The sequence below is a fragment of the Aestuariibacter salexigens DSM 15300 genome (assembly GCF_000429145.1).
Classification (GTDB): Bacteria; Pseudomonadota; Gammaproteobacteria; order Enterobacterales; family Alteromonadaceae; genus Aestuariibacter; species Aestuariibacter salexigens.
Genome location: NZ_AUBH01000015.1, coordinates 31,534 through 55,986 on the forward strand (window position 1 = coordinate 31,534; position 24,453 = coordinate 55,986).

Here is a 24,453-nt window from a genome sequence, read left to right on the forward strand (position 1 = left end):
AACGTAAAAACAGATTTACTCCTGACGATAAAAATTTTGCGTTTGCCACAGGTGCAAAGCAGGTTTAAATAGCGCACTCTTTCCATACGATGGATTTTTCACAAGGAACACCATTGTCCAGCCAAACACCAAACGTCTTTACGGCACTGCCGGAAAGCTTTGTTACGTTACTCAGAGCGCTTATCCGTCAGCCCAGTGTGGTTGGCAATGAGCATGCGTTTTTCAGAGTCTTGCAGCGAGAGCTGGAAGAACGGGGTGCCAAGGTGACCTGGTATGAAGGGTTACTGGTCGCCAGTGGCGAACGTCCGCAGCAGCTTTACCTGTCTGCACATATTGATCGGCATGGTCTTATCTGTACAGGGCCTAATGAATTTCAGTACGCCGCATTTGTTGCCGGAGCACGCTCTGATCTGCTCGGAAACTCGGTATCTGAGCAGCTAATGAATAAAATAGTGGGTCGTTTTAAAGGCGAGTCAGTGTATGCCTACGAGCCCTGGTCAGGCGTATACAGAGGCGCAGGCCAGATAGAATCGGCCAGTATCTGTGAATTTCGTAATAACCTGATTTTTACACTTTCTGGCCTTGAGCATCTGGTAGCCGGTACGCCCGTCGCGTTTACTGATTCATTAACTATTGAAGATGAATTCATTATGGGGCAGCTGGATAACGTGCTATGCACTGCTGCACTCGTATATTTGTTCGAACTGGGCTTTGAAGGCACGGCATTTTTTACTGCCCAGGAAGAGGCGGGCAGAAGCTGGCGCTATCTGCTTGAATGGTTCCGTCGCTTCGGCGGACAGACCAATCAGCTGGTAGTCGTGGATACCAGCCCGTTTGATGACAGACCGCTGGCCGCTGCGCAGGATTTGGTATTGCGTCACAAAGATGCCAATGCCGAGTTCAATAGTGAACTGACGCATCGTCTGCAAACCCTGTGTGACTCGCTCGGCTACCACACATTGTATAAAGACAGCTTTGTGGAGCAAAAAAACCAACAAAAAGGGCCAGATGAAACACCGACATCTTTGGGCTCGACGGAGCTGGGGCGCATCGTCGCGGCGTCAAATGGCCTGGTCGATGGCACGACGCTGCAAATTCCAAGCAGTGGCTATCACACCATGCAAGAGTCAGCACCGATAAAATCGGTTAATGCGTTTTTGACGGTACTGAATGCCCTGATGTCAGAGCAACACAGGCAAGGAGGACACCATGCTTAAGACATTGTTGGTGGTTGACGATGAGGCAATCCCAGAGCTGACAGACACTCTCGATGTCATCCCATTTAGTCAGTATCTGAAAGATTATCCCAAGCGTAATGAACCACGTATCAGGGTTATTAACCTGTGTGACGCCAGCCAGTATCTGAGCAAAGGCTATTATTGTTCGCTGCTTGCTGAAGCGCGCAATCACTTGGTGTTGCCCAGTGTGAAAACCATCAATTCGCTGCGTGACGAGACACAGGCCCAGAGCATGATGAACCTCCCGGCTAAGAAACTTGCCGACGGTGAATATACCTGCTTTGCGTATTTCGGACACGCAGCGGACAGTCAATTACAGCCGATTGCGCTGCAGGTGTTTGGTCAGTTTTCTGCGCCAATGCTGGCACTGAAAATTGTGGTCGAGAAATCCTTCGCCAGAGTCGAAGTACGGGCATTATCTTTAGCGCAGCTCGATGATGACCAGCGTGCGGAGTTTATCTCACAGCTAGCACAATTCACCGACAAGCAGTGGCGTTTGGGAAAGTCCCATAAGCGCTATCGCTGGGACATGGCCATTTTATATGATGAAAATGAGCAGTCACCACCGAGTGATAATGAGGCGATTGCAAAATTTGTCAAAGCAGCTGCCAAGCATGGGATCCTGGCCAAAGTCTGCCATGTGAATGACTTACACCATCTGGCAAGCTTTGATGCGCTGTTTATCCGGCAAACCACAGCGATTGACCACCACACATACCGGCTCGCCTGCAAGGCTGAACAAATGGGACTGGTGGTTGTGGACGATCCCAGCTCTATTTTACGCTGCTGTAATAAAGTGTTTCTGCATGATGCCTTTAGCTATCAGAAAGTCCCCAGTTTGCGTACCCAGGTGGTAGACAATGCCAATGAGTTCACGGTAGATGCGCTGGAGTCGAGTTTTGACTATCCGATGATCCTGAAACTCCCGGAGGGCTCGTTTTCCCGCGGTGTTTATAAGGTCAAAGACAGAAATCAGCTGGTTGAAAAATTAACAGAAATGCTGTCACACAGCGCGTTGGTATTGGTTCAGGAATATATGTTTACTGAATTTGACTGGCGTGTCGGCGTATTTAATCAGCGCGCCCTTTACGCCTGCAAATATGAGATGGCGCGTAATCACTGGCAGATTTACAACCACGATTCGAAACGTTTCAGCTCAGGCGGTTTTGAAACCTTGCCGACTTTTGAATTGCCACGCTTCGTACTGGATGCGGCACTGAAGGCAACCAAAGTAGTGGGTGACGGGCTATACGGTGTGGATATAAAAGAGAAAGATGGCAAAGCCTACGTGATTGAGGTAAACGACAATCCCAGTATCGATTCCAAGATTGAAGACGCCTATTTGGGCAACGAACTGTATATGCAAATAATGGCTGAGTTTCATCGCCGTCTCGAATTACGTGGCAAAACGTGAATACCATTGCAGCAAACGCCACCATTCGCATCGCCCAAAAAGGCGATATCAGTGCTTTATACAAGCTTGAACAACGCTGCTTTACGTCGGACCGCTTGAGCAAGCGTAGTTTTACAAACTGGGTCGATGCGCCGCATGGTCTGCTTATGGTGTCTGAGTCGGCGCAGGGCATTAATGGCTATGCACTGGTATGGTGTCGAAAAGGTACGCGACTGGCCCGGCTTTATTCATTGGCAGTTGATCCTGATGCGCGTGGGCAGGGCGTTGCTCACGCTCTGCTTGATGCTGTCGAACAGGGCGCAGTGCAGCGAGGCAGGTTGTTTATGCGACTTGAAGTCAGTGAGACGAATCACGGTGCTATCTCTTTATACAAACAACATGGTTATAAAGTCTTTGGTGAATACCCTGACTACTACGATGATCACGCCGATGCGCTGCGTATGCAGAAATGCATTCATCGCGGCCGACTCAGCAATGTAGAGCACCTGACACCCTGGTACCCTCAGCACACTGAGTTCACCTGTGGGCCAGCAGCTTTGCTGATGGCAATGGCCAGCTTGCAATCTGACCTCACACCTGATTTGTCACAGGAACTCGCTATCTGGCGTGAGGCCACCACGATATTCATGACCTCAGGGCACGGCGGGTGTCATCCGGTCGGTTTGGCGCTTGCCGCTGCCCAGCGGGGCTTCCGTGCTAAGGTTTTTATGAATATAACGACACCCTTATTTGTCGATGGCGTCAGGGACCTGCATAAAAAGCAGGTGATGACACTTGTGCACAATGACTTTGTTAAGCATGCCGAACAACATGCAGAGGTGGATATCCTTTATCAGGACGTGGATGAGACGCGAATCAGCGAGTGTCTTAAACAAGGTATGGCGGTTTTGTTATTGATCTCAACCTACAGACTGGATGGCAGAAAGGCACCGCACTGGGTAACCGTTACCGGCATGGATGAGCAATGTTTCTTTGTGAACGATCCCGATGTTGAGGATGACGATGTTGACCCCCTGGATTGTCAGCATATTCCGATTGCCAAAGAGGATATGCGTGTAATGTCGCAATTCGGCAGTGGCAAACTGAAAACAGCCATTGCGCTACAACGAGTTTGCTGACCCTTCCTGCTGTGCCAGCCAGTTACAGTCTTTTCTGACTTGTTCAGCATAGTCAAAAGCAATGCTTCGCAGGGCTGTAATGTCGTGTGGCAGGATTTCCATCACGCGTTGCTCAAGACGGGTAGAGCGTCGATCGCCGCGACAATGCGCCAGTGCCAGCGCTGAACCACAACACTGCGCATAGTAATCAAACCCACCTTGCTTGACATTCATTTTGCCAATTCCGATATCTTCCGGGTCGATGCCGACCTTGGCATGATGACGGGAACGCACCAGGTAGTGGGAACCGTTCCACTCAGCTTCATCAAGCACCAGGTCGGGCCGTCGCTGCATGCGACGCTGACACATGACAGTCAAATGGGCGGGATTGAGACGATTGGCTGGATGCAGTCCCGGAAAGTGATAAAGCGGTGCAGCCGCACGCTGCTGTTTAACCTCGACAACATGGCATAGCGGTAAATCGGCTTTACTCGCATAGTCCTTGGGTCCAATCAAAAAGTAGAACCGGTCAATGTTTATCGAGCCTGTCCCTGCATTAACCCGCCTGGTAACGTCTAATACATGGTCATCCATATAGGGGCTGAATGCTTCAATAAGTGCACTGCGTTGCTGCTCGTCGAGCTCAATCAATTTATCGGACTGCCGTTTGAATTTTGGCGGAAGTTGAGTGACGTCTACTGCTTTGGCCAGAGCTGATTTCGTTTCAAAATCAGCGCCGCCTGCCGCACGTCGCTGTGCTTTCAAATAAAGCTTATTGAGCTTTGAGTCAGGGCGGATCGCATCAACGGCAGACATCAAATGGTCTCGGCCTGTCAGGGCTGATGAGCAAATCGCAAGGTATGCATTGAGAAACGCATCGATAGCGGAAGCGGCGTGATCATGGCTAATTGCCACTTTGCCTTTGTATTTTCCTTCCTGACCAACTGAACGCTGACAATAGTCCGCGCACAAAATCAGACTCACGCAAAAACGCATCAGGTCCCAGCCGGGATTGCCAATACAGGCATCGTCAAAGTCATTTGGTGAGAAAATAACGCTGTCGCCGTGCGATCCTTCTTCGGTCAGAAAACCGAAGTTTGAAGTATGACAGTCTCCCATTAGAGCGGTAACGGGCAATTTGCTCAGACCATCAGGGAAGGGTAGGAGACCGCTGGCAATATCAGCATAAAAAATCTGTGCCGAGCCGCGTAAAAACAGAAATGGATGGCGGGCCATTTTAACGTGTTTTGGGGCATTGTTACCCGGGGCTATGCCATCTACGCGCAGCAACTCCAGTTGCAATAATGCTTCTCTGTTGGCCACAACATGTTCTCTATCGACACCCTTTGCGCTAACACTAACTGAGTTATTCTGCGCAGACAATATGCGTTGTCATGAAGACGTTTTTTGAGGCGAAATGCCGCACAGCAGCAGCGCATAATGAAATGAGGAGACATTGCTCAAATAAATGATGTGCGTATAGGCCGACTGCAAGGTGAGCAGCTTTTCATGACTCTCCAGATCTATTTTAGATAATTGGGCCAATCTTTTCTGAGTTAGCGGGGTGTCAGCGTCTTCACATTTTATCGCTGTCACCTGGGTAACGCAGATAGATAGCGCTTTTTTATTCATATAGGCGCTGAGTTGCTCACGCACTTTACCAAACAAAAAGTCGTTCTCCTTAACAAAAATGATACGTTTATCAGCGCCTCTTACTGCATGAATGATATGGGCTTCACGCTGACTCTTTTTAAGCAAATTGGTCAATAGCTGGGAGGCAGGTTTGCTGCTGTCTTTATCAGCAAAGAAACCGTCTAACAGCACCTGACTGCCAAGCCGGGAAAAGGGTTGTAAATCAGGTGACTCATCCTGCATGTAGACTGTTTTCAGCCGGTCCAGAACATGCCTGTTCTTTGTTACCACAATACCCGCGCAGGGCAGGTAACGTATGGAAATATCCCATAAAAAGCGGTGAATACTGCGCTGCTTGCGAGTCACATCGACTTGTTTGAAATAGGTACGGTCGGATTCGAACAAGCGGCTAAATGATGCGCGGGAAGCATCTTCCTGTTTTCTTACCACTGACAGCCTGAGTACCCGGGTGCGTTCATCATAATCGACAATTGAATACTTCAGACGGTTAAGTTTTAGCTCAGGTACTGACACACGAACATGGCCGGAACGTTTAAAGCCCTCGCTTGAGTGCAGGGTAATCTTGAGTCCGCTGGCAGACAGGTCGTTCAATGTGGCTGGCAGGGAGGCGAGGACGCCTGCGTGGACCTTAGCCTGTTTTTCCATCAGATATCGGGGTTCAGCTCTTCTGTCGGCATCGGCTTCAACGATAATATTAATGGGTTGCCGAGCTTCATTGTCGATAATCGCGCTGGAAAAGGGTTTAAAAGGATCCGGTTCGCTGACTTGCAGCTTGCCTACCCACGCCGAGATATCACGGCAGAACAGCACATGGCTGACCGCGTCAAGTTCAGGATTATCACTGGCGAGCATGTCATGAATGGCAAAGGCCGTATCCTTGTCGGCGGTTTTAACAAATGACAATCTACAATGCATGACGCTAAGACTTTCATTTTTTACCGCCATACTGATGAATTGCTTCAGTAATTGATTGGAAAAGAGCTCCCTGTGCGTGGCGACCACGGTGACCGGGTCGGCTTTGGTTTGAAAAGTGCCTCTTAATAAGAATGCTTCATTATGCTGCTTCAGCTCCTTCATGATGCGATTGAAAATGCGCTTTCCCGGTAAATGCTGCAGTGTCTCGAAACCCAGGTTGCTACTCAGGTTTGCTGACGTGACAAGCGCATAGAGCGGCGTGAAGCTGGTGTTATCAGAGTGAATGAACACCGGTATCCATGGACTGGTTGCTAATACCTTGTCTCGTTCCAAATCCTGAATAACCCGTTCAATCTCAAGGTCCCGTTGCAGAGGAAACTGGTGTTTGACGCTGGCAATATAGTGTTTCCACTTTTGAACCAGCTTGTTGGGGGCATCTGACTTAAACGTAAAGGTGGTTTCAAAGCGCGACATGGCCTTGTTAAATTCACTTTTACCGCGTTCAAAGCTGATTTGCGTGCCTTTGCTCACCAGCCCCGGCACATCCGGAAAAGTAAACGACAGGGTCATACGGTCAGATTCGACAACCGGGGCGCGCTTGGTTTCGACCACCATGCCAGAAAAGTTCAGCGCGGCTACCGGACAACTTTTGCCTTTCTCAAAGTCTATGCTAAGCACCGAAAAGTTCGGTCGTACTGCCAGGTCCTGTGCGAAGTCAATATCCTTAATAGACTGTGCTTCAACGGAAAACGCATCAACGATCTTTTTTTGTTGCTCACGCTTGATATGTGACTGGTAATGCTCCGAATTCATGACTGACTCGAAAACGCCCACCGTATAACGATCCAGATAGCGAGAGGTCTCTTTCTTAAGGATTTCCTGACCGACCTTGTCCAGCCGCATAGGAATACCAAAGTGCTTGAATTTCATTACCGGGAATTCAGCAAACTGGGAGTTATCGGCTGACGCGTCGGTCAGCGAGGTCAGACGAATGACTTCGTCCTTAATGATGCTGCGGACTTTACTTGGTATGCGAGAAGAGAATTTATTAAGCCCCTCGAGCAGGCGGTTGTCCTGCTGATAGGGAATAAGCGCATTTATCAGTGCCTGATACTGTTTGAGGGTGTCCGATTCTGAACTGTCTGTCATCGGGTACGTCTGTCTGGAATGCTCAACTTACCCTTCGTGTATATCATACAATGCGACGCTTAACATGCAGATTTTATGACCCCGAGCTAGCGGAGGGAGTGGTGTAGGCGTCGGTATTCCATAGCGGCACGGTAGAAATACTGTGTTTAAAACTACCCGACGTTTCTTTGGTTGAATAAGACAGATAAATCAGGGTTTGCGCGTCAGCATCATAAATACGACGAATTTTCATGTACTTGAAAAACACGCTTTTTGATTTTCTAAACACCACTTCACCTGAGTCGGACTTATCAATGCTGGTAAGCATGGCTTTAGTAATAGGTCCGGTCTGACGACAGGCGATAGCGCTGTCAGACGGGTCAGAAAAGCTTAAGTTCGCTTCGATACTGGATACATGGCAGGTAACGCCCGTCACAACAGGATCGACCAACGCATCTATTTTGATGTCTTTGGTGGTGAATACGCCAAGTGACACATCTCCAACTTCGCTGTCGCTGCAGGCGGTCAGCATACCGCTAGACAATATAACAAGTAAGCAAGAGAGAAAAGATGAGCGAGACGCCAAGTTATTGTTAAGAAATCCTGTTTGCATAAGTTGTTTGCTGACGTGTTGGCAATACAACCCAGTATGTCAGCTCGCTTTTTTTATGCAATCCTCAACGTCAGTGCTGGATGAACGTTTTTCGGTTATCGATGCCAGCAACAAAAACAGTAAACCAGTTTGTAGTTCACTGAGAAACAGACTGTTTTCTTCGCCATTAAAAAGCGACCAAATCGCTCTGGCAAAAAATATTGCGACGCCGATCAGATATATCGGTCGAAGTTGTTGCATCAGTACAATCCTCTCTATGAATTGAAGGGGTTTCAGTAAATGAAACCCCTAAAGCTGCATTGTTAGTTTCGATTAGTATTGCCGTACTGCGAGTAAATTGAATCGCTGATGTTGGCTTGTTGGGCGAAAAACGCACCCAGTTCATAAAAGAAACCACCGCCTGATACGTGCGCTATCTGCTCGTCAGTTAACGCTTCTAAGTTAATTTTTTCTGTATACATGACGCTAACCTTATCGTCTGTTTTCGGTGAAGCCGAGATAAAAATCATAAGCTGCATCAGAGATTGCGATGGCTACAGCAACATGTGCCCAGGTTCCGCCGCTTACCTGTTGCAACTCGTCGTTCGATAATTGTGAAATATCCATAAATCACATCCTTTTTGTCATCTGGTCGTTATTGACCATTGGAAATAGTAGGGCATCGGGCGACAACGTGAAGCTGTACTTGAGGACAGTTTTCACGCAGTGTTATATAAAATTAAGAAAATGAGGCAGGTAAGGTGCGGCTTATTCGTTTTTTGATTGTGCTAATAATGAGCACAAGTTACGGCGTTACGGCAGAGACTAATTAGTTGCTTGAAGGAAAATGGCAGTTCGTTGAGTTTGTGTCGATGAGTGATGAGGTTGGCAAAAAGACTCCTCTGGACGCTTCCCAATATCAAATGGATCTCGGTAGCGAGGGAAAAGTCACCATGGTACTCGATTGCAACAGAGGTCGAGGTAACTGGCAGGCTACTTTTTCGGACAATTCACTTTCAGGGCAATTCCGATTTGGACCAATGGCCATGACGAAGGCTTTGTGTGGGCCTGACAATCTCGAGCAATTTGTTGCAGCGCAACTGGGATACATCAGATCTTTTGTGCTTGAAGGCGACTGGCTCTATCTGAATTTAATGGCCGATGGTGGCACCCTGGTTTGGCGGCGCGTAGTGAATAATGCAGATAAGTTGACCGTGAGCCCAACTGGAGGCGGTCCGAGAAACTGGCAGGTGGTAAATATCGACACTGCACTAAACGTGCGTCAACAACCTTCATTACACGCTGCCATTATCGGACAACTTAAAAATGGAGCGTTACTTTACAATCTGAATGGCTGCGTAGCAGGAGAAGGCATGACCTGGTGTGATATTCAGCCTCTGGTAGGCGGTGTTCGCGGCTATGTGTCACTTGATTATATTCAACCTGCGGTGGCTCCAAACGGAGCAGTAGTTTACGGCGAGGATGACTCGGCACTGCGTGCCGGGCAGAGGGAGTTTGATGCGACCGGACAAGTGCAATGCGCCTCGACTAAAGCGGAAGAAATATCACAGTGTGCATTTGGTGTTGCTCGTTCAGGCTCAGGTTATGCAACGGTTGTGATCACCAAGTCAGATGGCAGGAAACGCGCAGTCTATTTTGTACTTGGTCAAGCCATTGGTGCTAGCACCAGTCAGGCAGACTGGGGAGAGTTTTCAGCGACGCGAGATGCTGACGTTCATATTATTCAGGTGGGAAATGAGCGTTATGAGATACCTGATGCGGTGGTGTTTGGGGGATGATGATTTAACCACGCTGGCGGGATTTGCTCAGACCCTCCATGGTCTTCGCCCTTAGGGCCAGCCTTCGGCTGTCCAAAAACGCTCCAGGCGTTTTTGTGAACCCGGATTCGGATTCTGCGTCCACACCAACACGACCAAACAAAAAACCCCATGCCGTTGGCACAGGGTTTTGTATTTGGTGGAGCTGGCGGGATTTGAACCCGCGTCCAGAAGACGTCAACTGTTGGTACTACATGCTTAGTTTGTCTTTTATTTAACTGCGTTGGACTCCGACAAACAGGATTCCTTGCAGCTGGCCTGAAACTATTTCGCGGTTCAACCTCAGGCAGGTTTCCCTCGCTAGTCTACTGGGATGACCTCCCGAACCTCAGCTAGCAGACAAAACTTGAGTGGGAGGGCCTATACCGGTTATTAAGCGGCTAGTGCGTAGTTTTCGTCGTTTGCGACTATTTAAATGCGGCTTTTTTAAGAGGCAAACCGCACCTCTGCATGCACCTCGAGCCTCATGAATCCTGTCGAATCCTAATCAGCCCCGAATTCTTGCGAGCGCGACTTTATCACACCCGCACCTCGAATCAATGCTTTGTTTAATATGGGTGTAAAATTACCCGTTTCAACTCTTATTGGCTCCGTTTTTGTTAGTGGTTTCATCAAGCAGCGCTTTAATGCGTTCATAAGGTAAGCATTTACCCTGCGCCCATGTATTGCTTAGCACGTTTTCAAGCTTTCCTAACACACTGAGTTGGACCGTTAATTGTTCAATAAGTTTCTGCATATCGGCTTTATGTTGACTCAGTTTGGTCAGTATTTGCTGATGATCCCAATTCCCGTCGGTGTCCAGCAGCCTGGGCAGATCGTCAAGACTGAACCCCAGCTGCTGGCTCATCCGTATTAACTGCAACTGCTGTAGAGCACTTTCGTCATATTGACGGTAGCCACTGGCAGTGCGGGCGGGCTTACTGATTAGGCCTCGCTGCTCGTAGTAGCGGATCGTTGAAGTAGGCACTCCGCTGGTTTGAGAGAGTTCACCGATTCGCATGAATTTCACTCTTGACCTTAAAGTTGACTTTAAGGTTAAAGTGTAACCTAACACGTCAGCAACGGAATACGTTTATGTCATCATCTGTTTTTACGCCTGTAACATTGCCCTGTGGTGTTGTCCTGAAAAATCGCCTCGTCAAAGCTGCGATGGAAGAAAATATGGCACGTCAGGGACAGCTTCCAGGCTCTGAATTATTCAGGCTTTACCGAGCGTGGGCTGAAGGCGGCGTGGGGCTGATTATTACCGGCAATGTGATGGTCGATCATCTCGCAATGACTGGACCAGGTGGGTTGGCTCTGGAAACACCTGAACATCTTCCGGCCTTTTCGGAAATGGCACAAAACGCAAAGCTGAATAACACCATAGCGATTATGCAAATCAATCATCCCGGTCGTCAGGTATTTGCCAGAATGGGCGGCAAAGTGCTATCGCCGTCTAATGTGCCTTTAAACATGGGGAAACATTCAAAGCTATTCGGTCAGCCGCGAGCGATGACGCTGGCCGAAATTGAAGATCTGGCGATGCGATTTGACACCACCGCAAAGCTGGCAAAGCGGGCCGGTTTTGACGGTGTTGAAGTGCATGCCGCACATGGCTATCTGCTAGCGCAGTTTCTGTCACCTCTGACTAATAAGCGCAAAGATGAATATGGCGGCAGTATTGAAAACCGCGCGCGATTGCTGTTGGATATCGTCAAACGTATCAGACAATCATGCGGTAACGAATTTATCGTCTCAGTAAAACTCAACTCTGCGGATTTTCAGCGTGGCGGTTTTGACGTTGACGAAGCTGCTAACGTGGTAAAAATGTTGGAGCCTCTCAACGTTGATTTTGTTGAGCTATCAGGGGGCAGTTACGAAGCACCAGCCATGCAGGGGCGTACCGCCGATCAGCGCACCCTGGCGCGAGAAGCCTATTTTCTTGAATTCGCGCAACGTATCGCCAAAGACACCAGCATTGCGATAATGACCACAGGAGGCATTAGCCGGCTAGAAACTGCGCATACGGTGGTGGAAAGCGGCGTGAGTTTGGTTGGCATGGCCAGTGCACTGGCATTTACCCCGGATTTGCCGAATCACTGGCAGCATGATCCAGATAAAAATGGCATGATCCCAAAGGTGAACTGGAAAGATAAGACGCTTGCCGGTTTGGCTACGATGGCAATTATCAAACGGCAGCTACGCAGAGTAGGGGATGGCAAACGTGCCAAACCTGACAGTTCACCCTTGTGGAGTCTGATCACCGATCAAGTGCGTACATCGCGTCTGACTAAACGTTATCGGCAAAGCTTCGCAGCAGAGGTTGATAGGTTTCAATGAAGGGAAAAATTAAAGCCTGAGTGACATCAGGCTTTGTGTTTCATCATGCGTTCTTTCTGACGCGCCCAGTCTCGGTCTTTGACCGTATCTCGCTTGTCATGGGTTTTCTTACCTTTGGCGAGGTGTATTTCTACTTTTACCCAACATTTTTTCCAGTACATCGCCGTGGCGACCACAGAATAGCCCTCTCGATCCCGTGCGCCCATCAAACGATCTAACTCCCGCCGATTAAGCAGCAGTTTGCGCGTACGTTCGGGATCACAAATGACATGTGAAGAGGCCTGATTAAGTGGCTGAATCTTACAGCCCAGCAGGAAAGCCTCGCCATTCTGGATTATCACATAGGTGTCGCTGATATTCACTTTACCAGCGCGTATGCTTTTGATTTCCCAGCCCTGCAACGCAATACCTGCCTCAAATTTGTCCTCAAGGAAGTATTCATGCCGCGCCTTTTTATTAAGCGCTATGGTGCCGCCGCCGGGCTTTTTAGTCTTGTTTTTACTCATGGCCGCGTATTATACGCATCGCACTAAGTTTGTCTTTATCGCGGAGTGAAAAATCTGGCTAAAAATCGCGGGTTTTTTCATGCTACACTTCCGCGTCTTTTTATACACCACAGTGATCCAGAACCTAAATGCCGAGTGTGAGTCGAAGTGCGCTGGTGGCTTTCAGCGCAGACAACATGTTTGATTTGGTCAACGACGTCGATGCGTATGCGGAATTTTTGCCCGGTTGCGCGCAGAGTAAAGTGCTTAAACGTGAAGATAATGGCATGACGGCCTCTCTGCTGATTTCAAAGGCCGGTGTTAATCAGTGGTTTACCACACTCAATGAATTCAAGCGTGGTGCATACATCAACATGAAACTGATTGATGGCCCCTTTCAACACCTCAGCGGTGGCTGGACATTTTCAAGCCTGTCTGAAGATGCATGTAAAATTGAACTGAATCTGGAATTTGAATTTTCCAGCAAACTGGCGGAAATGGCTTTTGGCAAAGTGTTTAATTCACTGGCCAGTAACATGGTTCACGCGTTTACAACGCGGGCTAAAGAGGTATACCAATGAGTGACATTTGCCAGATTGAAGTGGCCTATGCACTGCCCGATAAATACGCTCTGATTGAACTCTCAGTGCACAGCGGCGTATCTGTTGAAGCCGCCATTCAGGAATCGGGTATTCTTTCGCGGTTTCCGGAAATTGACTTGACAGAAAATAAGGTGGGGATCTGGAATCGCACCTGTAAGTTGTCGGATGCCGTCTCGGATGGTGATCGTATCGAAATCTATCGTCCACTGATCGCCGATCCAAAAGAAGTACGTAAGCGCCGGGCAGAAAAAGCCAAGCAGGAAGGCCGTGCTGACAAAGTCACCGGCGGACGCAAAAAGCGCCTTGGTGAGGGTGAAACTGACTAAGCCAGTCCCGCGTTAATATTTACGACGCTGAAGCCCGGTAGTGGCCAGGATCTTGGCTGAAATTTCTTCTATCGAATACTTGGTACTGTTAAGAAACGGGATTTTTTCTTTTCGGTACAGGTTTTCCACCTCTCTGAGCTCCATTCGACACTGCGGCAGTGAAGCATAGCGACTGTTGGCGCGTCTTTCTGAACGGATCTGATGCAGTCGCTGGGCATCAATTGTCAGTCCAAAAAGCTTCTGTTTGAAACGCCGTAACGCCGGTGGCAGTTTAAGAATGTCGCCCATGTCCTCTTCGGTAAACGGGTAGTTTGCTGCCTTGATACCATATTGCAGGGCGAGATAGAGGCTGGTTGGCGTTTTGCCAGAACGAGAGACACCGCAAAGAATAATATCAGCCTCATGATAGTCTTTGATGTTCGAACCATCGTCATTGGCCAATGCATAGTTAACCGCTTCAATACGGATATCGTATGTGGTCTCGTGGATACTATGGGTACGGTGTTTTTCAGGCTTAGAAGGCACTCCGAGGACTTTTTCCAGCGGCGCAACAAACTGGTCCAGAAAGTTGTAGTTAATGCCTACCGACCTGGAGATGATGCGTCGCACATCCATGTTCACAACGGTATAAAACACTAATGGACGCTGGCCGGTCTCGGCGAAACTCTCGGCAATTTCCCTCACCACCTCATTAGCCTGTTCTTCCGTTTCCACGAACGGAATCGTTTTATGATTAAACTGCATAGGAAACAGCGATAGCAGAGCATGACCAAATACTTCAGAGGTGATGGCGGTGCCGTCAGAAATGTAAAAAGCGGTGCGCACAATAGGGTCCTTAATCGCTCATTAACAAAAAGTATTAACAAGCATCTGTTGTCATTTTTATCGCTTCATTCTATGCAAGCTTCGGATAATTACCAGCCCGGTAATTTTGGTTAGAAAATAAGTAGCTTGTAAAAGCACGACAGCATTTTTGCAACCGACGAATAAGAGTCCTCGCAAAGCCCCTGTTTTATTGGTTTAGCCGAGAACAATTCTTTAACATTGTGGTAATTTAATTACAGTTTTAAATTAAATTTTACATTGATTCATACACCATTCTAAAATCCACAACGCGGAGTGACTGGTGACAGGAATTTCGCGACCTGACAATAACATAACAAACAGGTCTAACCATTTTACCTTACGCAATGAACTGTCCGGACACACCTTGCAGGAATGACAGGACGGGACAAAAATACAATTTGGAGGCTTTGGCAGTGCACGAATATGTACTTTGGTACCAGCAACTAGGGATGGGCGATGTCGGTAAAGTCGGCGGTAAGAATGCATCGCTGGGAGAAATGATATCCAATTTGGCGAATGCGGGAGTGCAGGTGCCAGGTGGTTTTGCCACGACTGCGGAAGCCTTCGACGAATTTCTCGAGCAGAGCGGCCTGGATCAGAAAATTCATGAGGTGCTCGACGCACTAGACGTTGACGATGTCAACGCGCTTGCCGAGGCCGGTAAGAACATTCGCCAGTGGGTGATAGATACACCGTTTCAGCCTGCGTTGGAAGACGCCATTCGCGATGCGTTTGAACAACTCCAGGGCGATGCGGGTGACGAAGCGTCGTTCGCTGTGCGCTCATCAGCCACCGCTGAAGATATGCCTGATGCGTCCTTTGCGGGACAGCAGGAAACTTTCCTGAACGTTAAAGGCTATGAGTCTGTACTGACTGCCATTAAGCACGTTTTTGCGTCACTATTTAACGATCGCGCTATCTCCTACCGAGTGCATCAGGGCTACGATCATAAAGGCGTGGCACTGTCTGCCGGTATCCAGCGTATGGTGCGCAGTGATCAGGCCTCATCTGGCGTCATGTTTACCATTGATACTGAATCAGGCTTCGAAGATGTGGTGTTTATCACGTCATCGTACGGACTGGGCGAAATGGTCGTGCAGGGTGCAGTAAACCCAGACGAATTTTACGTGCACAAGCCAACCCTGACCAAAGGCACGCCCGCCGTGGTGCGTCGTAATCTTGGTAGCAAGTTGACCAAGATGATTTACTCAAGCGACACCAGTCACGGTAAGCAAGTCGAAATCATCGATGTCGATAAACGCGACAGCATGCAGTTTTCCATCAACGATGAAGAAGTGATGGAGCTTGCCAAGCAGGCTATGATTATCGAAAAACATTATGGACGTCCGATGGACATCGAGTGGGCCAAAGATGGCCTCGATGGCAAGCTATACATCGTTCAGGCCCGACCTGAAACCGTGCGTAGCCGCGAAGATGCGCAAGTGATCGAGCGTTTCCAGCTTAAAGGTCAGGCTAAAGTGGTATCTCAGGGACGCGCAATCGGTCATAAGATTGGCTCAGGTGTCGCGAAAGTACTTGGCTCTATTGAAGAGATGGACAAGATTCAGCCCGGTGACGTATTGGTTACCGACATGACCGACCCTGACTGGGAGCCGATCATGAAAAAGGCCGCGGCAATCGTCACCAATCGTGGCGGACGTACCTGCCATGCGGCAATCATTGCTCGTGAGCTGGGTATTCCTGCGGTTGTTGGCTGTGGCGACGCCACGCACTCCATCGAGACCGGACACAACATTACGGTGTCGTGTGCAGAAGGGGATACGGGCTACATTTATGATGCGCAACTGGATTTCGATGTGACCACATCGCGTATCGATTCGATGCCCGACTTACCTCTCAAAGTGATGATGAACGTCGGCAACCCAGACCGCGCGTTTGATTTCGCGCGCCTGCCGCATAAAGGTGTTGGCTTGGCCCGTCTTGAGTTCATTATCAACCGCATGATCGGTGTGCACCCTAAAGCGTTACTGAGCTTTGATGAACAACCTGACGAGTTGAAAGAAGAGATCAGCGACATGATCGCCGGTTACGAATCACCGACTGAGTTCTATATTGAAAAGCTGGTCGAAGGTATTTCCACGATTGGTGCGGCATTCTCGCCTGAAAAAGTGATCGTGCGCATGTCTGACTTTAAGTCAAACGAATACTTTAACCTGGTCGGCGGCTATCAGTACGAGCCAGATGAAGAAAACCCAATGCTGGGCTTCCGCGGAGCGAGTCGTTATATCTCTGAAGATTTCAGAGAATGCTTCGCACTTGAATGTGAAGCCATCAAGCGTGTTCGCAATAAGATGGGCCTGACTAACGTTGAGATCATGATCCCATTTGTCAGAACGTTAGAAGAAGGCCGTCAGGTTATCGAACTGCTCAGAGAGCAGGGACTGGTGCAGGGCGAGAATGGCCTGCGCGTTATTATGATGTGCGAGCTACCATCCAATGCATTGCTGGCGGATGAGTTCCTGGATATCTTCGACGGCTTCTCGATTGGCTCAAACGATCTGACTCAGCTGACGCTGGGACTGGACCGCGATTCAGGTCTTATTGCCCATCTGTTCGATGAGCGTAATGAGGCAGTGAAAAAGCTGTTGTCGATGGCAATTCAGACCGCCAAACGTCGTGGCAAGTACGTTGGTATCTGCGGTCAGGGTCCTTCTGATCATGAAGACCTGGCTGCGTGGCTGGTGGCTGAAGGTATCGACAGCGTCAGTCTCAACCCGGATACCGTCGTCGAAACATGGTTATATCTGGCTGAAAATCACGCTTGATAACACCGGGTATAGAACGAACAACACCGGCTTTAAGCCGGTGTTGTTGTATATGGGAACAAGCTTAACGAAGCTTTCTGAGTAACAAAAACCGATCCAGTCGTCTTGCGCCATGACTCATACCCGATTGGCATTTACGTAACCATACGCGAGCAATAGCAAACTCTGTGGCGAGGATCAGGAGTCCAGCAAGGACAAACAGGATTGAACCTGGCAGGATAGAAAAGACAATCCCTGCCAGCACTAAAGATGCACCGACAATAGTTTTGACCGTTTTTTTCACCGCAACTCTCCTACTTTTATCGTTATACAAAGTCTACGTAAGACCAAACAAATTGCCATAAGATTGATGTTACAAATCATGTTCAAGCTTAGGTATAATCGCAAGCTGACTATCTGACACTCCTCTGTTTGCCGTATGTTACCCGCATTAAAGCCTGACGCCACGCTCGAGACCGACTATGCCAGTTTCTTATCAGAACTGTCTGGGTCAGCGTTTTCTGGTGATATTGAGTATAGCTATGCCAGTCGACTGGCTGTGGCAACTGATAACAGTATTTATCAGCGTCTTCCTCAGGCGGTCGTATTTCCCCGCGGAACTGACGATGTCATCGTCATCGGCACATTGGCCAAGCAGTACCCGAAAGTGTGCTTTTCAGCGCGAGGCGGTGGAACAGGTACAAATGGTCAGTCGCTGACCAGCGGTATCGTGGTGGATATGTCGCGGTATATGAACAACATCCTGGAAATCAATGCCGAACAAGGTTGGGTCACAGTGCAGGCGGGTGTGGTCAAAGACCAGCTCAATGATGCACTGCGGGAGCATGGCTTTTTCTTCGCGCCAGATTTGTCGACCAGTAATCGCGCGACCATCGGCGGCATGATAAACACAGACGCGTCAGGGCAGGGCTCATTGGTGTATGGTAAAACCAGCGACCATGTATTGGCCTTAACGTCGGTACTGGCCGATGGCACCTTGATAAATTCTGCGCCCATGCCGCTGGATAGTGCCAGACAACTAGTCAAAGCAGGCGACAGAGCCGCGCAGATCATCGAGCAATTGCTTGCTACCTGTGTGGAAAAACGTGACAGGATTCTGGCCAAATTTCCGCGCCTGAACCGCTTTCTGACCGGCTATGATCTGGAGCATGCAATCAGTGATGACGTCACAGAGTTGGATATCAGCCGCATCCTGACCGGCTCGGAAGGGTCGCTGGCATTCATCACCGAGGCGAAATTAAACGTCACGCCTATACCGAAAAATAAGGCGCTGGTTAATATTAAATATGACTCCTTTGAGTCGGCACTGCGTCACGCTCCGCGCATGATCGCTGCCGATGCTACTTCTGTTGAAACCGTTGATAGCAAAGTGCTTAACCTGGCCCGTGAAGACATTATCTGGCATTCGGTTTCTGAACTGATTACCGATGTGCCGGATAAGCACATGCTTGGTCTGAATATGGTCGAGTATAACAGCGATGACGAACAGGAAATTCAGGCCAAAATTGCCCGTTTGAGTGAAGAGCTACGCGCTGCTGCGGAAAATGGCGAGCATGGCGTGATTGGTTTTCAGGTCACCTTTGATGTGGCAGATATCAATAAAATATACGCCATGCGCAAGAAAGCCGTTGGACTGCTGGGTAAAGCCAAAGGCTGGCAAAAGCCTATCGCCTTTGCCGAAGACACAGCGGTACCGCCTGAACATCTGGCCGACTTTATCATGGAGTTTCGAGACCTGTTGGATAGCCATCAGTTACAGTACGGCATGTTTGGTCACGTTGATGCTGGGGTACTGCACGTGCGTCCGGCCCTTGATATGAGCGATCCAGAGCAGGAAAAACTGATGAAACGCCTGTCTGATAAGGTCGTTGAACTGGTTGCCAAGTATGGCGGTTTGATGTGGGGCGAACACGGTAAAGGCTATCGCAGTGAGTATGCACCAGCGTTTTTTGGTGACGAGCTTTACGCCGAACTTCAAAAAATAAAGCGTGCGTTTGACCCTCACAACCAGATGAATCCGGGCAAGATATGCACACCTTTTGATTCGGGCGCACAACTTGTCAGCGTTGATGACGTAAAACGCGGCAGTTTGGATAGGCAGATCCCTATCCACGTGCGCAATGCGTTTGAGCCCGCCATGAGCTGCAATGGCAACGCCCTGTGTTTCAATTACGATGTCAGTTCGCCGATGTGCCCATCGAGTAAAATCACCCGCGATCGGCGGCATACGCCAAAGGGAAGAGCTGGCATGATCCGCGAGTGGTTACGGCTTCTGTCGACGCAGGGCCAGGACGTCACCGAGTTGGAAAACGGCACTAATCTGTCCTGGTGGGCACGCTGGCGAAACTCGCAGAAAAAAAGTGCAGAACAGGATTTTTCTCATGAGGTGCTGGAGGTCATGAATGGCTGTCTGGCATGTAAATCCTGCTCCAGTCAATGTCCTGTCGGGGTCGACGTGCCGGAATTCAGGGCCCGCTTTCTGAATATTTACTACCAGCGCTACCTGCGTCCAGTGAAAGATTATCTGGTGGCGAATGTCGAACGTATGGCACCGCTGATGGCCAAATTTGCCAGACCGGTAAACTGGTTCTTGAAGCGTACCTGGCTACAACGCTTGTTCGCTAATAACGTCGGCTATGTTGATATGCCTTTACTGTCAACGCCTACGCTTGCGCATAGGATTGCGGGACGTGCAGATTGGCAGTTTAATCTCGCCACTTTGGAAGCCATGCCGGAGCGTGAGCGTAATAAGGTTGTACTTGTTGTGCAGGACCCGTTTACCAGTTTTTATGAAGCCGAGCTGGTGGAAGACTTTATGCGTCTGATAGACCAACTGGGTTATCGTCCGATGCTTTTACCTTTTAAACCCAATGGTAAACCTCAGCATGTAAAGGGCTTTCTTAAACAGTTTGCGGCAACTGCCAAAAATACCGCAGCGTTTCTAAATAGTATCAGCCAGGCCGGCTGCTCTATGGTAGGTGTCGATGCGTCACTGGTGCTGTGTTATCGCGATGAGTACGTTAAAGCATTGGGACAGGCGCGAGGCGATTTTACCGTACAGATAGCGCATGAGTGGCTGTTGTCATTGCCTGAAGATGCATTCACTGCTGGCCCGGGGGATAACCACGAGTATAAGCTATTTGCGCACTGCACTGAAAAGACTGCATTACCGAAAAGTGAACAGCAATGGCAGCAAATCTTCGCCCGAGCCGGATTGTCGCTGACGCCTGTCGCAGTGGGCTGCTGCGGGATGGCCGGTACTTATGGTCATGAGGTGGAACAGCTTGAAAATTCGAAAGGCATTTTTAACCTAAGCTGGCAGCCAGCACTGCAAAAGTTAGATACCAGTCGCGTATTGGCAACCGGATACTCCTGTCGCAGTCAGGTATCGCGCATTGACGGGTATAAACCTCAACATCCTTTGCAAGTGCTGCTTTCGCATTTGCACACTAATGAATAACCACAATAACGAGAACGACAATGGCAGAACATATACCGAGTCAACTTACCCCAGAGCAGACCTCAGCTTGGGTGAGAGAGCAATTTCAGCGCGCAAATAAGCATCTGGCAGAAAATGGCGTACTATTTGAGAGCGTAGTGACCGAGGAAAGTCGTTACCTGGCACCGTTTTTTGCGATATGGAAAATCAAAGACACCGCGCAGCGGTTTTACTGGGTATTAAGTGGCGATCTTCCCTGTGATTTCATGCCGGTTGAAAATGAAAAAGAAGCGCGCAGCGCACTTCGTCATTTTGCCTTTATGTGGCAAATGAAAGCGGAAAATATTCGTCGTGAGAATGCCGCTGATAAGCAGCAAATAGAACACGCAGCACTATTAGAATCGCGGGCTGAGGGGTTGTATCGACTCTACAACGAGCAGAATATCTGGCAACAATAGTCTGTTGCCAGCACCCGGCTAGTGCATTAAATCAACTTTTGCCAGTGAAAAGGACTCCACTGCGCAGGCCATTTTTTGACGTGGGATCCCGGCTTCCATAAAAGCCTGCCCGACTGACCTGAATCCCTGCTGTTTAAATTCATCAACGGCACTGAGGTCGCACAGCACCACTACTTCCTGAAGGTTCTGTTGTCTGGCTATTTTGAGCAATGCTTTGCTAAGCGCAATATAAACACGCTTATCTCTGAACTTGGGTTTGACAGCAATGCGACCAAGTTCTCCCTCGTGGGTGAGTCTCGCTGTTGCGATCGGCTCGTGTTTATCATCAGACATCAGAATATGAAAAGCCTGATCATCGTGTTGATCAAATTCGCGCTCTGCGGGGATACGCCAGCCATAGACGTATACTTCCTCTCGCAATTTGCTGAGCGTTTGTTTCGCGTCCTTCCATGTCACGTTTTTCACACGTAACGGCATTGTGCCCCCTGGTATTGAGTGTTTGGCCCTGCATCACAAAGACGAGTGTTGATGCCAGAATCCTCGATTTACCAGTGTAGCCACAAAGCGGTTAAAAAATAAACTGTTTTGGTGGCTTTTTTTCGAATTTATCGTAAATTGTGGCGCATTCAGAAATTCTCTTACCAATTCGCACTCAGCATCCGGTACGTTGAAGCTGACATCTTCAACAAAGACTCTGGCTATCCGGTCTGAAAACGCATTAGCAGGTATGAATATGGGGTGAATGCCTGGTTGCCTGATAAGCAGGCTATCAGGTGGGACAATTTTATCGTCAGTCCTGCCATCCTCCTCGAGCTCTTCTAACATCCAGTCTTCCAGACGACGGGCACTGTGCTGGCCAAACCACAGTAGAAACTGATCGGAATCGATCATAGTGTGAAATTTTTTTCGCAGCTCGCTGATATCCTGTTGTGAAATTTCATCTGCCAGTGGCTGACATTGACGAGTCGGATCGCTGATACGCTCTGTAAACCAATTATATTGTTCGGTCTCTTCACTGAATGAGGTCAATAGCTCTTTTCCAGTTGGGCCTCGGAATCCCACTGAATAATTCAGACAGTCTGATGATGATTGCCCCTGATGTGGATGTCCCGGAGGGATATAGACCATATCACCAGGATGTAACTCTTCGTCGATAACCGGCTCAAAACCGTCTATTAGCGACAATGAGGGATGGGGAGAATAGGGCGGGTAGTCGCCCGGCAACCCGACCTGCCAGCGACGGCTGCCTTTTCCCTGAATAATAAACACGTCGTATTGGTCGATATGTGCACCCACGCCAGCGCCGGCAACGGAAAAGCTGACCATCAGATTATCAATGCGCCAATTTGGAACAAAACAAAAGGCGCGCAGCAGCGCATCGGCACTCGTATGGTGATGATCAACAGACTGTACCAGCAGTGACCAATGGTGCTGACATACTGAGTCAAACTCACAAAACGGTCCTTCATGCACTGCCCACTTGTCGCCATCTCGACTGACAATGCGCGAGTCGATGTCCTGCTCCATAGCCAGATCTGCCAGTTCATGCTCATCCAGTGGATCGCTGAACTGATCAAAGACCTGGCGGAATACGGCAGGCTTTTTCTGCCAGTATTTACGCATAAACTCAGCGCGATCAAAGTTAATTAGTTGATAACTCAACGGCATCATCCTTCAATAAATACGTCGTACGAAAGCCGATCCCCTTCAACCATACATGGTCCCGTCTGGTAAAGGTAAACTGACCTGATGTCATCTGATACGTTGATGCATCCAATTGAATATGATTATCCAGGCCATGGCTCTCCATTCTACTCGCTAGGTTAACCGTGTTGCCCCACAGATCCAAAACGGGTTTATAGGCCCCGATAATGCCGGCAATCACCGGGCCACTGCTAATGCCCGTGCGTAGTGACGACTGCAGTTGCAACTGCTTACAGCGAGCTCGGTAGGCTCGCGTGATAGCCAGAGCAAAGCGACACGCTTGCTGTGCCGGTGTGTTGCTCAGATTGCTACCTGTATTTGCATCGTACAGTCCTGCCACGGCGATATATTGATCGCCGTTGGTTTTCACTTTCTCCAGGCCATGATAGGTAAGTATTTGGTCAAATTCACGATGGATATCATCAAGCAACGTGACCAGTGCTAAATCATCCAGCGTTTGGGCCAGACGTGTAAAGTTGTTCATGTCCGCAAAGACTACGCTAACACAGGGGTATTCAACAGCGATCCGTTGCCTGTTATGTTGCCAGCACCTGGCAATCGGTTTGGGCAGAATTTCTGATAACAATACGCTGTCTTTGGCGAGTGACAGGTGACGTTGCGTCCACGCCTGACGTGCCAGTTGATGACACAACACTGAGGTCAGCAAACATGCGGCCAGCAGGGTTATCTGATTACACAGCTGCAAATACTGCTGAGGTTGCCATGTGGGACCGCCCAGCGCGTTTATGCGCACCACTTGCAGCGCGACGAATGCGATGCTGACCAGCGCAGTACAGCCTGCCATTAATGCACGCTCTTTGTGGGCAAAGATAAATGCGATAACGAAAATTGCCAGCAGCAGAAAATAGGGCGTGCCAATATCAGCAGTCCATAGCAGCGTTGACCACGCAAGGTAGCTGGTGAAACCGGCCACCAATAACAATTTGGCCGTCACCAACCTGTTGAGCGAAAGGCAATAAGATACGGCCAACATGATAGCAGCGTGAACCAATATGCAGAGCAGCAGTGGTGCTGCCCGCCCTGATTCCACAGGAGTAAAATGTAAGACAACCGGAATTTGCAGGATAATAAAGCTGCACATAAGCAGCGCACATAAATGGGTCAGCATGCCGGGCGTATCGGTGGCGACGCTGACGTCAAAAAAAGATGCGTTTAAAAGCCGCCGCTGCAGTACATTAAACATGAGTTCCATCTCAAATAAAAAAGGGTGACATCATGTCACCCTTCCAGTGTACTTGGTGACCCGTCCTAAATAGCGTTGACACTTTTCCAACCTTTTTTGGAGAGTGTAATGCATTCAATAAATAGACGAACTCAGCGTGATTATTCCCTCGCTTTTAAATTGGCAGTTGTTGATCAGGTAGAAAAGGGAGAGTTGACGTATCAACAAGCTCAATACAAGTATGGTATTCAGGGTAGTTCGACAGTTTTAGTTTGGCTTCGCAGGCATGGTCGTCTAGATTGGTCCTTAGGCACACCCAGGTTTTTTAAACGGGGAGCAACCATGAGCGAGCAAGAAACAGAGTTGACGCCGGAACAACGTATTAAACAGCTCGAACAACAGTTGGCCGACACGAAAATGAAAGCTG

At 49.0% G+C, this 24,453-nt stretch carries 23 protein-coding genes, 1 other RNA gene and 1 pseudogene; 11 read left to right on the plus strand and 14 right to left on the minus strand.

The window, feature by feature from the left end; all coding sequences use genetic code 11:
- Positions 1–113 precede the first annotated feature (113 nt).
- Genes G441_RS0115300 through G441_RS0115310 form a run of 3 tightly spaced genes read left to right on the plus strand, consistent with a single transcriptional unit; the run spans position 114 to position 3,770 of the window.
- Positions 114–1,217 (plus strand): zinc-binding metallopeptidase family protein, encoded by a 1,104-nt coding sequence (locus G441_RS0115300; RefSeq protein WP_026377168.1) that lies wholly within the window; start codon positions 114–116, stop codon positions 1,215–1,217.
- Positions 1,210–2,652: a RimK family protein gene (locus G441_RS0115305; RefSeq protein ID WP_026377169.1), complete on the plus strand. Its 1,443-nt coding sequence runs from the start codon at positions 1,210–1,212 to the stop codon at positions 2,650–2,652. The genes G441_RS0115300 and G441_RS0115305 overlap by 8 nt, the downstream gene beginning before the upstream one ends.
- On the plus strand, positions 2,649–3,770 hold the full coding sequence (locus G441_RS0115310; protein WP_026377170.1) for a GNAT family N-acetyltransferase/peptidase C39 family protein: 1,122 nt from the start codon (positions 2,649–2,651) through the stop codon (positions 3,768–3,770). The genes G441_RS0115305 and G441_RS0115310 overlap by 4 nt, the downstream gene beginning before the upstream one ends.
- On the opposite strand, the gene G441_RS0115315 is transcribed toward G441_RS0115310, so the two are convergent.
- From G441_RS0115315 to G441_RS19585, 6 genes are all read right to left on the minus strand, one after another.
- Positions 3,753–5,072: a DUF2252 family protein gene (locus tag G441_RS0115315; protein WP_026377171.1), complete on the minus strand. Its 1,320-nt coding sequence runs from the start codon at positions 5,070–5,072 to the stop codon at positions 3,753–3,755. The genes G441_RS0115310 and G441_RS0115315 overlap by 18 nt on opposite strands.
- Positions 5,073–5,141: 69 nt before the next feature.
- Complete coding sequence (locus tag G441_RS0115320; protein ID WP_026377172.1) at positions 5,142–7,466, minus strand: PilZ domain-containing protein; 2,325 nt, start codon at positions 7,464–7,466, stop codon at positions 5,142–5,144.
- Between the two features lie 73 nt (positions 7,467–7,539).
- The gene (locus G441_RS0115325) at positions 7,540–7,977 is read right to left on the minus strand and encodes a CreA family protein (RefSeq protein ID WP_156896389.1); all 438 of its coding nucleotides are present in this window, start codon (positions 7,975–7,977) and stop codon (positions 7,540–7,542) included.
- 120 nt (positions 7,978–8,097) lie between these two features.
- Complete coding sequence (locus G441_RS0115330; RefSeq protein ID WP_026377174.1) at positions 8,098–8,298, minus strand: hypothetical protein; 201 nt, start codon at positions 8,296–8,298, stop codon at positions 8,098–8,100.
- A 62-nt stretch (positions 8,299–8,360) separates the two neighbouring features.
- A complete protein-coding gene (locus G441_RS19720) occupies positions 8,361–8,519 on the minus strand; it encodes a hypothetical protein (protein WP_156896388.1) in 159 nt (52 codons plus the stop codon).
- Positions 8,520–8,529: 10 nt separating this feature from the next.
- Positions 8,530–8,664, minus strand: coding sequence for a class IIb bacteriocin, lactobin A/cerein 7B family (locus G441_RS19585; protein ID WP_084407398.1), 135 nt, complete (start codon positions 8,662–8,664; stop codon positions 8,530–8,532).
- A gap of 206 nt (positions 8,665–8,870) precedes the next feature.
- Between G441_RS19585 and G441_RS19400 the strand changes: the two genes are divergently transcribed.
- Positions 8,871–9,836 (plus strand): META domain-containing protein, encoded by a 966-nt coding sequence (locus G441_RS19400; protein ID WP_051275652.1) that lies wholly within the window; start codon positions 8,871–8,873, stop codon positions 9,834–9,836.
- Positions 9,837–10,012: 176 nt separating this feature from the next.
- Here the strand turns inward: G441_RS19400 and ssrA are convergent.
- Both ssrA and G441_RS0115350 read right to left on the minus strand, forming a co-directional pair.
- Positions 10,013–10,370: a transfer-messenger RNA gene (gene ssrA, locus G441_RS19590) on the minus strand.
- A gap of 79 nt (positions 10,371–10,449) precedes the next feature.
- Complete coding sequence (locus tag G441_RS0115350; RefSeq protein WP_026377175.1) at positions 10,450–10,875, minus strand: MerR family transcriptional regulator; 426 nt, start codon at positions 10,873–10,875, stop codon at positions 10,450–10,452.
- Positions 10,876–10,949: 74 nt separating this feature from the next.
- Here G441_RS0115350 and G441_RS0115355 point away from each other — a divergent pair, with 74 nt between their 5' ends.
- Complete coding sequence (locus G441_RS0115355; RefSeq protein ID WP_026377176.1) at positions 10,950–12,197, plus strand: NADH:flavin oxidoreductase/NADH oxidase family protein; 1,248 nt, start codon at positions 10,950–10,952, stop codon at positions 12,195–12,197.
- 26 nt (positions 12,198–12,223) lie between these two features.
- Here G441_RS0115355 and smpB read toward each other — a convergent pair whose 3' ends face one another.
- Positions 12,224–12,703, minus strand: a complete 480-nt coding sequence (gene smpB / locus G441_RS0115360; protein WP_026377177.1) for an SsrA-binding protein SmpB — start codon at positions 12,701–12,703, stop codon at positions 12,224–12,226.
- 128 nt (positions 12,704–12,831) lie between these two features.
- Here smpB and G441_RS0115365 point away from each other — a divergent pair, with 128 nt between their 5' ends.
- The gene (locus tag G441_RS0115365) at positions 12,832–13,263 is read left to right on the plus strand and encodes a type II toxin-antitoxin system RatA family toxin (protein ID WP_026377178.1); all 432 of its coding nucleotides are present in this window, start codon (positions 12,832–12,834) and stop codon (positions 13,261–13,263) included.
- Positions 13,260–13,610 (plus strand): RnfH family protein, encoded by a 351-nt coding sequence (locus G441_RS0115370; protein WP_026377179.1) that lies wholly within the window; start codon positions 13,260–13,262, stop codon positions 13,608–13,610. Before G441_RS0115365 ends, G441_RS0115370 begins: the two co-directional genes overlap by 4 nt.
- A 12-nt stretch (positions 13,611–13,622) precedes the next feature.
- Here the strand turns inward: G441_RS0115370 and ppsR are convergent, their stop codons facing one another.
- Positions 13,623–14,435, minus strand: a complete 813-nt coding sequence (gene ppsR / locus G441_RS0115375) for a posphoenolpyruvate synthetase regulatory kinase/phosphorylase PpsR (protein ID WP_026377180.1) — start codon at positions 14,433–14,435, stop codon at positions 13,623–13,625.
- Between the two features lie 434 nt (positions 14,436–14,869).
- Between ppsR and ppsA the strand changes: the two genes are divergently transcribed.
- The gene (gene ppsA, locus G441_RS0115380) at positions 14,870–17,242 is read left to right on the plus strand and encodes a phosphoenolpyruvate synthase (protein ID WP_026377181.1); all 2,373 of its coding nucleotides are present in this window, start codon (positions 14,870–14,872) and stop codon (positions 17,240–17,242) included.
- 64 nt (positions 17,243–17,306) lie between these two features.
- Here ppsA and G441_RS19595 read toward each other — a convergent pair whose 3' ends face one another.
- Positions 17,307–17,525 (minus strand): PGPGW domain-containing protein, encoded by a 219-nt coding sequence (locus tag G441_RS19595; RefSeq protein ID WP_084407399.1) that lies wholly within the window; start codon positions 17,523–17,525, stop codon positions 17,307–17,309.
- 135 nt (positions 17,526–17,660) lie between these two features.
- Between G441_RS19595 and ydiJ the strand changes: the two genes are divergently transcribed.
- Both ydiJ and G441_RS0115390 read left to right on the plus strand, forming a co-directional pair.
- Positions 17,661–20,702, plus strand: coding sequence for a D-2-hydroxyglutarate dehydrogenase YdiJ (ydiJ, locus tag G441_RS0115385; protein ID WP_026377182.1), 3,042 nt, complete (start codon positions 17,661–17,663; stop codon positions 20,700–20,702).
- A 20-nt stretch (positions 20,703–20,722) separates the two neighbouring features.
- Positions 20,723–21,139, plus strand: a complete 417-nt coding sequence (locus G441_RS0115390) for a DUF4826 family protein (RefSeq protein WP_026377183.1) — start codon at positions 20,723–20,725, stop codon at positions 21,137–21,139.
- Positions 21,140–21,157: 18 nt separating this feature from the next.
- Here G441_RS0115390 and G441_RS0115395 read toward each other — a convergent pair whose 3' ends face one another.
- Genes G441_RS0115395 through G441_RS19405 form a run of 3 tightly spaced genes read right to left on the minus strand, consistent with a single transcriptional unit; the run spans position 21,158 to position 24,047 of the window.
- Complete coding sequence (locus G441_RS0115395) at positions 21,158–21,616, minus strand: GNAT family N-acetyltransferase (protein WP_026377184.1); 459 nt, start codon at positions 21,614–21,616, stop codon at positions 21,158–21,160.
- Between the two features lie 33 nt (positions 21,617–21,649).
- Positions 21,650–22,801, minus strand: a complete 1,152-nt coding sequence (locus tag G441_RS0115400; RefSeq protein WP_169726093.1) for a cupin domain-containing protein — start codon at positions 22,799–22,801, stop codon at positions 21,650–21,652.
- Positions 22,782–24,047 carry an adenylate/guanylate cyclase domain-containing protein gene (locus tag G441_RS19405; protein ID WP_169726094.1) on the minus strand — a complete coding sequence of 422 codons (1,266 nt, stop codon included), beginning with the start codon at positions 24,045–24,047 and terminating at the stop codon, positions 22,782–22,784. Before G441_RS19405 ends, G441_RS0115400 begins: the two co-directional genes overlap by 20 nt.
- 108 nt (positions 24,048–24,155) lie before the next feature.
- On the opposite strand from G441_RS19405, the pseudogene G441_RS0115410 reads away from it, so the two are divergent.
- A pseudogene (locus G441_RS0115410) lies at positions 24,156–24,453 on the plus strand (IS3 family transposase); the annotation flags it as partial.